Genomic DNA, 12,418 nt, shown 5'->3' on the forward strand with positions numbered 1-12,418 from the left:
GGAGTAAAACGATGAAAAAAGATAGTTGGCTTCACGGCTTTAACTATATAGAAACTTGATGAAAAAACAGTGAAAACGCCGGCATGTGCGCCAAGAAAACCGGGGATACTAGTTAAAAAAGCCAAAAGGAGATGACGAAATGAGCGTGTGGATGATGTATAATCACTTGATGCATTCGCAAACCTTTTTAAGCAGCGTATTAATTAGCGGTATTCTTCTTGTCAGCGGAGGATTTGTGTACGGCAGAATAATGAGTAAAAAGTGAACCTAATATTGCCACGGATAGGTTGTTAATGGAAGATGATCAATATCTGCTTGGTTAATGTTATACTTGCTCCATAAGCATAGCGTGGAGGTGTCAGCATGAGCAAGCATCATGATCTAACAGCATCATACGGAGAATCGTTAGTGACGTGTGAACATCAGTTTGAAGCTAGCTATTACTATCATCAAGTGCGCGAACAGTGCATGAATCACGTTCATGAAATAAGCAAAGCGGTAGATGAATTCATCGTTGATTTTACAGATGAAAGTTTGAAAATATTAGAGCTTCTTTACTATGATCTAGAAGACAGCAACTGCTTTGACTATTTTTCGATGACAAAAGAAGAATTCGAAGAGTGTATGGGCGTATACTTTGGTGAAGTGGTTACGTCTACTATTGATGAAGCGCACTGGGTTGTGAAAGAATATCCGCTTATGGAAAACAAGTATGTGACCGGAATTGAAAAAGGGAATCTTTCACTCATGTTTCCTCACGGATTTTTTAACCATAAAGAGCGTCATCCAGAGTGCGTTTTTACTCTTTATCATTTATATAAACAGCTGCAAAAATAGGAAAAAGGTGAACGTAAGTTCACCTTTTTTATTGTCCCAGCTTTATGGGAATATAAATATCCATTTCATATGTATCACTATATAAATTGCTGTGTATAGCTGTATTTACAATTTCAAGAGCAGGACCTTCAATCATGCTGTAAGGAGAGTTCGGCAGCCATTCATTCCAGATGCTGTTGTACGTCGACCCGAGCGATGTAATGGGACCTCTGTGTTTAAACTGCAGGTATGTAAACGAAGGAAACGTATGAACGCTCATACCGTTTGGAATAAAAGCCATATCAGCCACTTCTGTCCCTGCAATATAAAAATAATTTTCTTTTTTCGGAGCCATGCAAATGCCTGTAACCATATGAGGTTCTTTTGAAGAGCTAATCATTTCTTTTTCTTTAAGTATTTGCTTCAAAAGATTCTCTTTTTGATACTCTCCGTTTTTTGCTATGCCTATCACTGAAAATCCTTCTTTATATACAACTTTACCTTGCATAATCCACCTCGAATTTTTCAAGCTCTAGCTTTTATTCTATCAATCATAAATTACTTTACCGTGATTGTAACATAATCTTAAGTAGATATCGATGCAGAAAATGGAACATGATCAAAGCTTCAAACACGTGCTTGAGATACTCTAATTATTACATAAAAACAGCGCCGGAATTCGCACGCTGTTTTTATTAATGCAACACTTTATTTATATAACGTTTACGAAGAGTAAATCCGGGAAACTCCTTAATATAAGTCAAAATGGTAGCTAAACCAGTAGTCGTCCTGCACATTCTTTGTGTTTGAAGCGACAATATGCTCATGACCTTGTTCGTCTGTGGCAATCCAGTTGTAGTTGATATCCATTTTAATCGGATACATATTGCCTTTTTTAAACAAAATAACGGGGGGAGTTACTTCAACAAACTCGTTTAGTTTTTTAACAACATCTTCTTTACAGCGAATTAGCTCCATGTCTTTTTCTCCTTCGGTGTTATTGCACAATCATATTTTTTGCGTTGTGCACAATATATAATTTAAAATAACAAAGGTAAGTTTAGCACATTTTACAAAAAACAGAGAAATAAAAAGGAGCGATATCGATGAATGAACAAATTTTATTAGCAGAACGCCCAAAGGGAATGCCAACAAAAGATACGTTTAAATACGAAAAAATTGAAATGCCTACAGCGAAAGAAGGCGAGGTACTTGTTCAAACACTGTACCTTTCTGTTGATCCGTATATGAGAGGACGCATGAACGATACAAAATCATATGTTCCTCCATTTGAGCTAAACGCACCGCTTGCAGGCGGCATTGTAGCACGCGTAACGGAATCAAAATCAGATCGTTTTAAAGAAGGCGATATCGTGACGGGTATGCTTCCTTGGAAACGCTATTCAGCTGCAGAAGCAAAGAACTTACAGAAAGTTGATCCAGAGCTAGCGCCAATTACAACGGCTATCGGCGTTCTTGGTATGCCTGGTCTCACAGCTTACTTTGGACTGCTTGAAATCGGTCAGCCAAAAGAAGGCGAAACAGTAGTCGTTTCCGGTGCAGCAGGTGCTGTTGGATCTGTTGTTGGTCAAATCGCTAAAATTAAAGGCGCACGTGTTGTCGGCATCGCAGGTTCTGAAGATAAAATTGCTTATTTAAAAGATGAGCTCGGATTTGATGAAGTGATTAATTATAAAAAAGGAAATGTAAAAGAAGCGTTGAAAGAAGCGTGTCCTAATGGCGTTGATGTTTACTTTGAAAACGTCGGTGGAGAGATTTCAGATGCAGTTGTTAGCTTATTAAATAAATTTGCGCGCATTCCGCTTTGCGGCCAAATTTCACTGTATAACTTAGAAAAACAAGATGTTGGACCGCGTGTTCAAACACCTTTATTAATTAACAGTGCGTTAATGAAAGGCTTTATCGTAGCCGACTATGCAGACAAATTCCCTGAAGGCATTAAGCAGTTAGGGGAATGGGTGCAGCAAGGGAAAATCAAGTACAGCGAAAACGTTGTAGAAGGTTTTGAAAATGTACCTGAAGCGTTCCTTGGTTTATTTGAAGGAACAAACTTAGGAAAACAGCTTGTAAAAGTAGCAGAATAAGCGTAAAAAACCGTGTGGGATTATTCCCGCACGGTTTTTTTACATAGTTGAAGCCGTTTGTTGTTTTGCTTCTTCTTCCATATGTTCACCAGTTCGTTCGATTGGCGAGCGTTTGTGATAGCGTCCAAGCAGTCCTGTCATGATGAAGATACCGATTAACGAATAAAGAACTTGAACTACACCGAATACCACAGTTGCAGAGCCTACAATCAACACATCTGTCAAAAGCATTGTTTTACCTGGATTGATGCCAAAGCGTTTATCAAGAAACACGCATAGCATGTTGATTCCGCCAAGAGAAGAGCCGTGGCGAAACAAAAAGATCAGTCCAATGCCGACAATAATGCCGCCCACAATCGCAGCTACAAGCGGATGCGGAAGCGCAAACGAAAAGTTGGCAGCTAATAAATCAGACATCACTGACATCAGGCTAACGCTGATGAAGCTTTTTATCGTAAATTGCAGCCCAATTTGCGTAAGAGCCATAAAATAAAATGGTAAATTGATGATAAAGAACAATACCCCAAATGAAATACCGGTTAAATGCTGCAGGACGATTCCAAGTCCTGCTGTTCCGCCAATAACGAGGTTAGAAGCGGTTAAAAATTGAATCCCTATGGCAACGCACAAACAGCCAAAGGTAATCCATCCCCATTGTTTTACGTGATTCATATCTCCATCCCCTTTTGTATATTTATACAATACTTTCGATAGAAAACACCGTCTTTTAATTCACAAAATCTATTTTACTATATATCTTTTCAAAAAAAAGCACTTTTGTGAGAGAATCTAACACAAGATTAAAAGTTAGATAATTCAGATTTATTAAGTTTTTTTGAAGCGAATGAGCGATAAACCAATATGTTTCTAAAAAAAGATTACAAAGAAAGAATGAGAAAAACGGATTTTGGAAAATGTATAAACAAATATTTGGATAATGGTTAAAAAAGGGAGAAAAAATAGTTAAAACGAACAATTTTAACTAAAATTAAAATATAATTCGTATTTTTATTGATTTTTTGTTTAATTGAGGTAATATATAACATTATTAGCATAAAAATATGTAGAGATGGAAGTGGATGCGAAATGAATAAGAAATTATCAGCGTTGACAGGGGTGGCTGTACTTGCTTTTTCATTGACGGCATGTGCCCCTCAGCAGGAAAAAGAAGTGTCTGCTGAGAAAAAAGAACCCGCACAACACCTACCTGATCAGCAAATCATGGCCGATGCTTGGTACCAAACATCCGGCGAAATGAAAGCTTTGTATTACCAAGGCTATAATACTGGAAAGCTTCGTTTAGATGAGGCGCTTGCAAAAAGTACCGATAAAAAGCCTGCCATTATTTTGGATTTAGATGAGACCGTGCTTGATAATAGCCCATTTCAAGCTTCAGCAATCAAAACCGGAAAAGGATTTCCTTATAAATGGGATGAGTGGGTGCAAGCAGCAAAAGCGAAAGCAGTACCAGGTGCTGTTGATTTCTTGACGTATGCGGATCAAAAAGGTGTAGATATTTACTATATTTCGGGCCGTACAACTTCTCAGCTTGAGGCAACAATTAAAAACCTAAAGAATTTACATATTCCTCAAGCAACCAAAGACCATGTGCTATTAACGGGTCCAAAAGATGAAGGAAAAGAAACGCGCCGTCAAAAAGTAGCGACGAATCATAATGTGGTCCTGCTGTTTGGTGATAACTTATCTGATTTTAGCGGCTTTGATAAAAAGTCCATTACTGATCGAAATAAGCTTGTAGAAGAGCAAAAAGAAACGTTTGGCCAAAAGCTAATCGTATTCCCAAATCCAATGTATGGAGATTGGGAAGGAGCTATTTATAACTACGACTACTCAATTTCGGACAAACAAAAAGATAAGCTTCGCCGCGAACAGCTCCAGTATTTCAACTAAAAAAAAGAGGCTGGGACAAAAGGGTTTTAACCCAAGTGAAAAACGAACGATTGATCAGCATGTGATCAACCGTTCGTTTTCTTTGTTATGGTGAATATAGTTTCATTTGTCTTGTTTCTTCTAGCAGGTGATAGGAGGGCAAGGTGAAGACTCCTGCGGGAAAAGCGGAACAGGTGAGACCCCGCAGAAGCGCAAGCGACGAGGGTGCTCAGCGGCCGCCTGCGGAAAGCGAAGCCTTGCACGGAAATCAGCTGCGGTGTCATAAGCGGTTCAGTTCATGTATCTCATTTGTTCGTCTTTAGGTTGGATTCATTTCGTTATGTCTTCAACCTCTTTTTAATTTTTCCAATATAGTCAGTTCAAACGATAGCTTGTCCAAATGATCCTGCTTTTTAAGAAAGAAGCCAAGGAGCATAAGGAACTTGCTTCCACTCGTGTTTTAACATGCCATAAATCACAAGGTCATGGTAGTGATCATATAGGTATTCACCTTCTCTGCAAATGCCTTCTTCTGTAAAACCTAGACGCGCAGGGATGGCTTTACTTTTTTCGTTATTAACGCCGCAGCGTATTTCGACTCGATGAAGGTTTAACGTATTAAATGCATAATTCAGGCATCCGTGTACGGCTCTTGTCATAATACCTTTTCCTTGAAAATCATGTCCAATCCAATAGCCGAGACTTGTACTTTTGTTTCCCCAATTAATTCCGTGAAAACCAATCATCCCGGCGATTTCTCCGTAGTACCGAATGATGGCCTGGAATCCTTGGTTATTATAATATTGAGCTCTCCATTCAGGGATGAGTTCATCGTAGTCAGCAATACTTTGCATGCTATCTACCCATGGGAGCCATTCTTTTAGGTAAGGTCTTGACTCGTTAATAAGAGAAAGCAAGGGGAAAGCGTCAGTTGATTCAATCAAATGCAAACTAACTTCGTCATCAATTTTGTATTCAAACATACGAAAGCCTCCTGTGATGATGGGCCTGCTGAGATAAGCGTAGCGTGTAGGCAGTTCTAACATCTAGTTTTTCTTTATTCTACCACAAGTAACAAAGAGGAGAGCGAGGAAGTTTAGGCTAAAAGTAAATAACGCATAAAGTCGATAGGATTTTAATGATTAAAAAAATTAATAATTGAAAGCACTTTTATCAATATTTTTACAGAAAAGAAGCATATACAGTGATACAATGGAAGAAGCGATAAGGCGTGGTAAGTATACATACTTTATAACAAACATGATATTGGATTGATAAAAGCAGGTGGTAAAAACATGGATGTACAACTATTAATAACGGTATTTGCACTCGGGTTTTTCGGGTCATTTTTAGCAGGTATGCTTGGAATTGGAGGATCAGTTGTTTTGTACCCGCTGCTGCTATTTGTTCCGCCTCTTGTAGGAGTGGGAATGTTCAGCGCGCACGAAGTAGCTGGTATAGGAGCCGTACAGTCGCTGTTTGCGTCTGTTTCAGGAGCTCTTGCTTACAAAAAGAGCGGCTATTTGAATAAACCGTTAATTTTATATATGGGTATCAGCGTCTTAGTTGGCAGTCTCATTGGTTCAACGCTATCAAACTCGTTTTCAGAAGGAATGATCAATTTCATTTACGGCGTGATGGCAACAATTGCTGCAGGATTAATGTTTATGCCCAAAAAAAATAATCCAGCGGCCGATTCATTCGAAGTGACGTTTTCAAAACCTTTGGCAGCAGCTCTGGCGTTTTTAGTTGGAATTTGCGGGGGGATTGTCGGAGCAGGAGGCGCATTTTTACTTGTTCCTATTATGATTACCGTGTTAAAAATTCCTGTGCGCGTAACGATTGCAAGCTCATTAGCCGTGACGTTTATTTCGTCTATGGGAACAACATTCGGTAAAGTAATGACGCATCAAGTCCTTTTGCTTCCGGCGCTTATGATTATTGGAGCAAGCTTACTAGCAGCTCCAATCGGCGCTTTTGTTGGGCAAAAGACGAAGGTAGCGTCGCTGCAAGTTATCTTAGCGATCGTTATCACGGCGACTTCGCTGAAAATATGGTTTGATTTACTAATGAAATCTATTCATTAAAAAAAGCTGCCTTTTTAAGGACAGCTTTTTTATTTTGGTGTTGATGACACAAGGTGAGCGACTAAAATATAGCGTTCAGGTGCTGAACCAACGTAATTAAACGGATAACAGGTGCTGACGGTTAAAGTGGCTCTAGGCTTTGGTACAATAACAGTCCGGTCATCCGCATCAACGATTCGTACTTTGTTCACTTTGTATGTGAAGGTGCCTGCTGCCGTGTCCACCACGAGCGAATCGCCTTCACCCACGTCGCCAAGCTTACGAAAGACCGTATCGCGATGTCCTGATAGAACAGAATTGTCGTTTTGACCAGGCAGCACGCTTCCCGCAAAATGACCCACGCCTTTTTCTAATTCATCTTCGTTCGTACCGTGAGAGATCGGCAGCTTAGCGTTTAATTTAGGAATATATAATTCTCCCATTAAATCACCGATTTTTGGCTGCTTTGGGTAAGACACATTTGACACTTTCGGCTTTTTTTCCGGGCTAGCAGTACGAGAGTGTACCGTTTTTTTAGCTTCAACAGCAGAAGCTTCAGCAGAAGAGTCCGCTGTTGAAGCGTCCTTGCTTTTAGAAACTGAAGCTGCGGCTGGTTCTTCTGTATCCATTGTTTTAAATGCCAAATAGCCTCTTGCAAATTTATAGGCGTTTGTGGTCGTAAACCAAAGACCAAAGCAAATGACGGCGGCTAAAAGGGAAAGAACAATCAACCGCTTTTTGCGATTGATTGTTCTTCTTGTTTTTCTTGGTCCCATTTTATGCACGTCTCACTTTGCGGAAAAGAACAAAGCCAGCTGCTACAAGTACTAATCCAATTAATGTATTTGTTGCATAATTAGAAGCCGTTTCAGGAAGTTTTCCGCCTTTAACGGTTTTTTGTACAGTGCCATTCGTTTGTTTCTTCACCGGTTCTTGTTTCTTTTCTACTGCTGGTTTTTGCGCTTGAGCTGGTTTTGCTACAGCTTCAGCAGATTTTTCTACTTCTTTTCCTGTGTCTGTGATGATATCAGAATTAAACATATCGCCTGTAATCACCATGTCTGCTAAAAATTTACCGTCTGTTGTATAAAGAGAAATTTTTAGACTTGCATTTTTTAATTCTTCTAAGTTGATTAAATCAGTAAGAGAAAGCGGTCTTTCATTTCCGCCTTGTACAAGTGCGAACTTAGCGTCTAAATGGAAGATTGATAGCATTTCTTTATAAATAGACATTAATTCAGCGATTTGATCAGCAGATAATTCTGTTGCTGTATCAAAATCTTCGAATGCCGCTAAGCGCTCGCCTAATTGATCTAAGCGGTTAAGCGTTGCTTCATTTGAAAGCTCATCTTCTAACGATGTAAAATGTGCTTCAATTCGATTTAATTCTTCTGAAGTTAAGCCTAATTCAGACTGCATAAACGATAGTAAGCCGCTTAAATCTTCTTCGCTTAATAATTCATCATCGTAAGAAGCGTCTTCTTCATCATATGACTCATCATCTTCATACCAGTCGTCGCCCTCTAGATAGAAGCCAACATCCTCGTATAAATCATCTAGGTACACATAGTCGTCTAAGCTTTGACCGTTCTCTTTTAACAACGCATTTAAGCTTGTTTTGTCTAAGTCAAAATCTGCATACACATCTTGCACGTTATGTAAGTCAGCTGCAATTGGTTCACCTAAAAAATCTTCTAAATCTGCGATTGTATCGTAGTTTTCAAGACTATCGTCATACAGTGAAAGTGAATATTCAACGTCGTCTTTGGTTACTTCAAAGCCTCGCGTTTGGCTTACTGATTTTAAATACTTGTTGAAATCTGCGTCAAATGTTGACGCTGCTGCGAATGAAGACGTTGGAAATACGCCAACAAACAGCAGAAATGATAATAGTATTGCCCCCAGTTTTTTCATCAATTTTCTCCTTTTTTTACGTTTTCTACAAGATTATATAGGAAGAGTTATAAATTTACAATATATACTTATATTATATATACCTTGAATATAGTGGTAATTTAAGGGATTTATAGAACTATATATTTTGAGAACACCGTACGAAAGGGAGTGGAAAGCCCTAGATAGAAAAAGGAGGAAATAAAGAAAAAGGTTTATAATTTTTTTTACAGAGGCAGAAATATAAAAAAGTATCAAAAAAGAACAGCACTTAGAAGCTGTTCTTTTTGAAATGATATGTAAGCCTTAGCATAGATAGTTGAAATTCGATACCGTTCCGCTTTAGAAAAAGGTGGTTACGAGTTATGATTTTAGTAAGGATAGTGAAGAAAAGTGAGAGCGCGGTTTTGTCAGCTCTATTTTGATTCCTTTTAGCCTTAAACGTTCTACAAACTGTTTGCGTTTTTTTCGCTTTTCATGCGGGGATTGATTCATATTTGCCTCATCCTCCATATTTAGTCAAGTAGCTAACATATCATTATCATAATCAAAAGATGACGGTTACACAATAAACATTCTCAAATATTCACAAAGATTTAAAATTTGTTACATTGATAGTGTACATGTACCCCATTCTCTTTTTTTATAACATCTCAATGTGCTGTTTTTAAATTGAAGTTTTGTAAATCCTGTCGCAGGCTAAAAAAAGCGCTGACTTTTATATTTTGATTCACTGTGCTTAAAAGCTATACTAGTAGTGCGTATAGAAAAGAGTAAACCGAATTTTTACATCTCATCTATTCGTATACAAAAAAGAAAGAGGGATTTTGATGAAAACAGAACAGCAGTATTTTGAAGAAGGAAAATCAATCCAAACATATATGAACGACATGAGTACATTAAAAGAGGAAAGTTTAGCTGTTTATGAACAATTTCAGCTTCCTAAAGATGGACTGGCTGACAAATTAAAGGCTCACAAGCTTCATTTCTTAGCGATTACTGAAGATTGGTGCGGAGATGCGATGATGATTAACCCAATCATTCGTAAAGTAGCTGAAGCTGCCGGTATCGATGTGCGCGTTGCACTGCGAGATGCAGACACCGAATTAATTGACCGTCACTTAACAAACGGAGGACGTGCCATTCCGATTATTTTAATTTTTAATAATGAAGGGACGTTACTTGGGAAGTGGGGCCCCCGTGCTCCCGAAGTTCAGCAAATCGTCGATGAGCTTCGTGCCACGCTTCCTTCAAAAGAAGATCCTTCGTTTGAAGAAAAACAAAAAGAAGTCTTTTCTTCGTTACGAACAAGATATAAAGAAGAACCGGCTCTTTGGTCTTATGTTTATAACAGCTTTAAAGAAACGGTATTAGCTGTTGTGAAATAACTTAAAAAAGCAGGATAAAATGAAGCGCTCATTTTATCCTGCTTTTTTTCTGGTTATTGCAACAAGATCGTTTGTATATCACTTTAAGGGAAAGGCAGCTCTTATGAATGTTAGTGTTCAAAACGCGTACTTTTAATTAAAAAAACGCACAAAATTCTAAAAATAAAAATATTTTTTATTCAAAACGCGTACTTTTTAACTTGATGATGATATAATAACAAATAATAAATGAAGAAAGGGGGCGCGTAAATGAATGGAAAAGCTTTTGGTTAGTATTTTTAAGCAGCATTTTTAAAGTTCAAAATGAATTTTATTTTTTAAATTTAATGAAAGCGCTTAATAACTCACTTCTCAGAAAATATAGAAGAAAGGTGTTAGATACATGAATAACTTACATAGAAAAATGGGAACGTTTTCTCTCATGATGGTTGGCCTTGGATCTATTATTGGATCAGGATGGCTGTTTGGAGCATGGAGAGCTGCTCAAATTGCAGGCCCCGCAGCAATTGCTTCTTGGATTATTGGAATGGTTGTTATTTTATTTATAGCTCTTTCTTACAGTGAACTAGGATCGATGTTTCCAGAAGCAGGAGGTATGGTTAAATATACGCAATACTCGCACGGCTCATTTCTTGGCTTTATTGCGGCTTGGGCAAACTGGATTGCAATCGTATCGGTTATTCCTGTTGAAGCCGTTGCTTCTGTTCAGTATATGAGTTCATGGCCGTGGGAGTGGGCGAAATGGACAGGCAGTTTAGTAGAAAACGGGATTCTTACCGGAAAAGGCTTGGCTATTGCTACAGGACTCTTAATCATTTATTTTCTTCTAAATTATTGGACCGTAGGCTTATTTTCGAAAGCTAATTCACTTATTACTGTTTTTAAGATTGTAATTCCAGGGCTTACAATTGGTGCTCTTTTATTCGCAGGGTTTCACGGAGGAAACTTCTCCTCTGCAGGAGGCGTTGCTCCAAATGGATGGGCAAGCGTTTTGACAGCTGTTGCTACGTCTGGGATTGTGTTTGCTTTTAACGGTTTTCAAAGCCCTATTAATATGGCGGGAGAAGCGAAAAATCCAGGTCGCTCTATTCCGATTGCGGTAGTAGGATCCATTTTAATTGCGACCGTGATCTACGTATTGCTTCAAATTGCGTTTATTGGAGCGGTAAATCCTTCAGAAATCGTAAAAGGATGGAGTCATCTTAACTTTAATTCGCCGTTTGCCGATTTAGCGATTGCGTTAAATATTAACTGGCTTGTTATTGTTTTATATGCCGATGCGTTTGTATCGCCATCAGGAACAGGTATTACGTATACAGCTACCACGTCACGCATGATTTATGGTATGGAAAAAAATAAATACTTGCCGAATATATTGGGAAGAGTTCATCCGCTTTACGGAGTTCCGCGTCAAGCCATGTTTTTTAATCTATTTGTCTCATTCATCTTTTTATTTTTATTTAGAGGCTGGGGGATATTAGCCGAAATTATTTCTGTAGCTACATTAATTTCATATCTTACCGGTCCTATTACCGCTATGACGTTAAGAAAAACGGGAACCGATCTTTATAGACCCTTACGTATAAAAGGGTTAAACGTAATAGCGCCTCTTGGATTTATTTTTGCTTCACTTACTCTTTACTGGGCAAGATGGCCGTTAACTGGACAGGTATTATTTATTATTTTAATTGGTTTGCCAATTTATTTTTATTACCAAGCAAAATCAAAATGGAAAGGCTTTGGTCAAAACTTCCGAGCTGGCGTTTGGATGATTGTCTACTTATTATGTATGATGACAATCTCTTGGATAGGAAGTGAAAAGTTCGGGGGACTCAATATTATTAAATACGGCTGGGATATGGGTCTTATTGCAATTGTTGCACTATTCTTTTATGCTTGGGCACTTAAAAGCGGATACAAAACCGAGTATTTAAAAGAAGCAATCGATGTTAATAATGAAATGAAAGCAGCGGAAGCACAGACTGCCTCAGCTAAAGAACAGATCATAGAAAAACAAATTAAATAAGTAGTAAAAATGAAGCTGGGAAAAAAGTATTTCAGTTGAAGTCAAATGCGAACTATTAATTATTTTTTGATTGGTAGTTCGTGTTTTTTTGTTGTTATGTTGAATATAGATTTTATGTGTATAGTTGGTTCTAGCAGTTGATTGGAGGGTAAGGCGAAGACTCCCGCGGAAAGCGAAGCCTTGCACGGAAATTAACAGCGGTGTAACAAGCAGTCCAGCTTATGTATCCCATTT

General features: G+C 38.3%; 15 protein-coding genes. 8 read left to right on the forward strand and 7 right to left on the reverse strand.

Annotated elements, in window-relative coordinates:
* Positions 1 to 139 precede the first annotated feature (139 nt).
* On the forward strand, positions 140 to 265 hold the full coding sequence (locus tag ACFX4G_RS10005; protein WP_013057857.1) for a hypothetical protein: 126 nt from the start codon (positions 140 to 142) through the stop codon (positions 263 to 265).
* Positions 266 to 363: 98 nt separating this feature from the next.
* Positions 364 to 837 (forward strand): hypothetical protein, encoded by a 474-nt coding sequence (locus tag ACFX4G_RS10010; RefSeq protein ID WP_377574396.1) that lies wholly within the window; start codon positions 364 to 366, stop codon positions 835 to 837.
* Between the two features lie 28 nt (positions 838 to 865).
* Here ACFX4G_RS10010 and ACFX4G_RS10015 read toward each other — a convergent pair whose 3' ends face one another.
* Together ACFX4G_RS10015 and ACFX4G_RS10020 are read right to left on the reverse strand one after the other, a co-directional pair.
* Complete coding sequence (locus tag ACFX4G_RS10015) at positions 866 to 1,324, reverse strand: GyrI-like domain-containing protein (protein ID WP_377574399.1); 459 nt, start codon at positions 1,322 to 1,324, stop codon at positions 866 to 868.
* Positions 1,325 to 1,566: 242 nt separating this feature from the next.
* Positions 1,567 to 1,794, reverse strand: a complete 228-nt coding sequence (locus ACFX4G_RS10020; protein WP_016764806.1) for a hypothetical protein — start codon at positions 1,792 to 1,794, stop codon at positions 1,567 to 1,569.
* A gap of 128 nt (positions 1,795 to 1,922) precedes the next feature.
* Here ACFX4G_RS10020 and ACFX4G_RS10025 point away from each other — a divergent pair, with 128 nt between their 5' ends.
* Positions 1,923 to 2,921, forward strand: a complete 999-nt coding sequence (locus ACFX4G_RS10025; protein WP_377574402.1) for an NADP-dependent oxidoreductase — start codon at positions 1,923 to 1,925, stop codon at positions 2,919 to 2,921.
* A gap of 39 nt (positions 2,922 to 2,960) precedes the next feature.
* Here ACFX4G_RS10025 and ACFX4G_RS10030 read toward each other — a convergent pair whose 3' ends face one another.
* Positions 2,961 to 3,593 carry a YitT family protein gene (locus tag ACFX4G_RS10030; protein ID WP_013083915.1) on the reverse strand — a complete coding sequence of 211 codons (633 nt, stop codon included), beginning with the start codon at positions 3,591 to 3,593 and terminating at the stop codon, positions 2,961 to 2,963.
* Between the two features lie 414 nt (positions 3,594 to 4,007).
* Between ACFX4G_RS10030 and ACFX4G_RS10035 the strand changes: the two genes are divergently transcribed.
* Together ACFX4G_RS10035 and ACFX4G_RS10040 are read left to right on the forward strand one after the other, a co-directional pair.
* On the forward strand, positions 4,008 to 4,832 hold the full coding sequence (locus tag ACFX4G_RS10035) for a 5'-nucleotidase, lipoprotein e(P4) family (protein ID WP_075420978.1): 825 nt from the start codon (positions 4,008 to 4,010) through the stop codon (positions 4,830 to 4,832).
* Positions 4,833 to 4,959: 127 nt separating this feature from the next.
* Positions 4,960 to 5,097 carry a hypothetical protein gene (locus ACFX4G_RS10040; protein WP_377574882.1) on the forward strand — a complete coding sequence of 46 codons (138 nt, stop codon included), beginning with the start codon at positions 4,960 to 4,962 and terminating at the stop codon, positions 5,095 to 5,097.
* A gap of 127 nt (positions 5,098 to 5,224) precedes the next feature.
* Here the strand turns inward: ACFX4G_RS10040 and ACFX4G_RS10045 are convergent, their stop codons facing one another.
* Positions 5,225 to 5,794, reverse strand: a complete 570-nt coding sequence (locus ACFX4G_RS10045; RefSeq protein ID WP_043981430.1) for a GNAT family N-acetyltransferase — start codon at positions 5,792 to 5,794, stop codon at positions 5,225 to 5,227.
* Between the two features lie 312 nt (positions 5,795 to 6,106).
* Here ACFX4G_RS10045 and ACFX4G_RS10050 point away from each other — a divergent pair, with 312 nt between their 5' ends.
* Positions 6,107 to 6,898 (forward strand): sulfite exporter TauE/SafE family protein, encoded by a 792-nt coding sequence (locus ACFX4G_RS10050; protein ID WP_097825268.1) that lies wholly within the window; start codon positions 6,107 to 6,109, stop codon positions 6,896 to 6,898.
* Positions 6,899 to 6,927: 29 nt separating this feature from the next.
* Here ACFX4G_RS10050 and ACFX4G_RS10055 read toward each other — a convergent pair whose 3' ends face one another.
* The 3 genes from ACFX4G_RS10055 to ACFX4G_RS10065 all read right to left on the reverse strand — a co-directional run bounded on the left by ACFX4G_RS10055 (position 6,928) and on the right by ACFX4G_RS10065 (position 9,265).
* Positions 6,928 to 7,653 carry a class D sortase gene (locus tag ACFX4G_RS10055; protein WP_377574406.1) on the reverse strand — a complete coding sequence of 242 codons (726 nt, stop codon included), beginning with the start codon at positions 7,651 to 7,653 and terminating at the stop codon, positions 6,928 to 6,930.
* Between the two features lies 1 nt (position 7,654).
* Entirely contained in the window at positions 7,655 to 8,791 is a 1,137-nt protein-coding gene (locus tag ACFX4G_RS10060) for a processed acidic surface protein (protein WP_377574409.1), read from the reverse strand.
* A 342-nt stretch (positions 8,792 to 9,133) separates the two neighbouring features.
* Complete coding sequence (locus tag ACFX4G_RS10065) at positions 9,134 to 9,265, reverse strand: hypothetical protein (RefSeq protein WP_013057845.1); 132 nt, start codon at positions 9,263 to 9,265, stop codon at positions 9,134 to 9,136.
* Between the two features lie 335 nt (positions 9,266 to 9,600).
* On the opposite strand from ACFX4G_RS10065, the gene ACFX4G_RS10070 reads away from it, so the two are divergent.
* Both ACFX4G_RS10070 and ACFX4G_RS10075 read left to right on the forward strand, forming a co-directional pair.
* On the forward strand, positions 9,601 to 10,158 hold the full coding sequence (locus tag ACFX4G_RS10070) for a thioredoxin family protein (protein WP_025751101.1): 558 nt from the start codon (positions 9,601 to 9,603) through the stop codon (positions 10,156 to 10,158).
* 382 nt (positions 10,159 to 10,540) lie between these two features.
* Entirely contained in the window at positions 10,541 to 12,184 is a 1,644-nt protein-coding gene (locus ACFX4G_RS10075) for a glutamate/serine transporter AimA (protein ID WP_013057842.1), read from the forward strand.
* Positions 12,185 to 12,418: the final 234 nt, after the last annotated feature.

The sequence above is a fragment of the Priestia sp. YIM B13486 genome (genome assembly GCF_042787865.1).
Lineage (GTDB): Bacteria > Bacillota > Bacilli > Bacillales > Bacillaceae_H > Priestia > Priestia megaterium.

What these genes read in the sequence shown, in the direction of transcription:
- ACFX4G_RS10005 (WP_013057857.1), top strand. Translation starts at nt 140, where the DNA reads ATGAGCGTGTGGATGATGTATAATCACTTGATGCATTCGCAAACCTTT.
- ACFX4G_RS10010 (WP_377574396.1), top strand. Translation starts at nt 364, where the DNA reads ATGAGCAAGCATCATGATCTAACAGCATCATACGGAGAATCGTTAGTG.
- ACFX4G_RS10015 (WP_377574399.1), bottom strand. Translation starts at nt 1,324, where the DNA reads ATGCAAGGTAAAGTTGTATATAAAGAAGGATTTTCAGTGATAGGCATA.
- ACFX4G_RS10020 (WP_016764806.1), bottom strand. Translation starts at nt 1,794, where the DNA reads ATGGAGCTAATTCGCTGTAAAGAAGATGTTGTTAAAAAACTAAACGAG.
- ACFX4G_RS10025 (WP_377574402.1), top strand. Translation starts at nt 1,923, where the DNA reads ATGAATGAACAAATTTTATTAGCAGAACGCCCAAAGGGAATGCCAACA.
- ACFX4G_RS10030 (WP_013083915.1), bottom strand. Translation starts at nt 3,593, where the DNA reads ATGAATCACGTAAAACAATGGGGATGGATTACCTTTGGCTGTTTGTGC.
- ACFX4G_RS10035 (WP_075420978.1), top strand. Translation starts at nt 4,008, where the DNA reads ATGAATAAGAAATTATCAGCGTTGACAGGGGTGGCTGTACTTGCTTTT.
- ACFX4G_RS10045 (WP_043981430.1), bottom strand. Translation starts at nt 5,794, where the DNA reads ATGTTTGAATACAAAATTGATGACGAAGTTAGTTTGCATTTGATTGAA.
- ACFX4G_RS10050 (WP_097825268.1), top strand. Translation starts at nt 6,107, where the DNA reads ATGGATGTACAACTATTAATAACGGTATTTGCACTCGGGTTTTTCGGG.
- ACFX4G_RS10055 (WP_377574406.1), bottom strand. Translation starts at nt 7,653, where the DNA reads ATGGGACCAAGAAAAACAAGAAGAACAATCAATCGCAAAAAGCGGTTG.
- ACFX4G_RS10060 (WP_377574409.1), bottom strand. Translation starts at nt 8,791, where the DNA reads ATGAAAAAACTGGGGGCAATACTATTATCATTTCTGCTGTTTGTTGGC.
- ACFX4G_RS10065 (WP_013057845.1), bottom strand. Translation starts at nt 9,265, where the DNA reads ATGAATCAATCCCCGCATGAAAAGCGAAAAAAACGCAAACAGTTTGTA.
- ACFX4G_RS10070 (WP_025751101.1), top strand. Translation starts at nt 9,601, where the DNA reads ATGAAAACAGAACAGCAGTATTTTGAAGAAGGAAAATCAATCCAAACA.
- ACFX4G_RS10075 (WP_013057842.1), top strand. Translation starts at nt 10,541, where the DNA reads ATGAATAACTTACATAGAAAAATGGGAACGTTTTCTCTCATGATGGTT.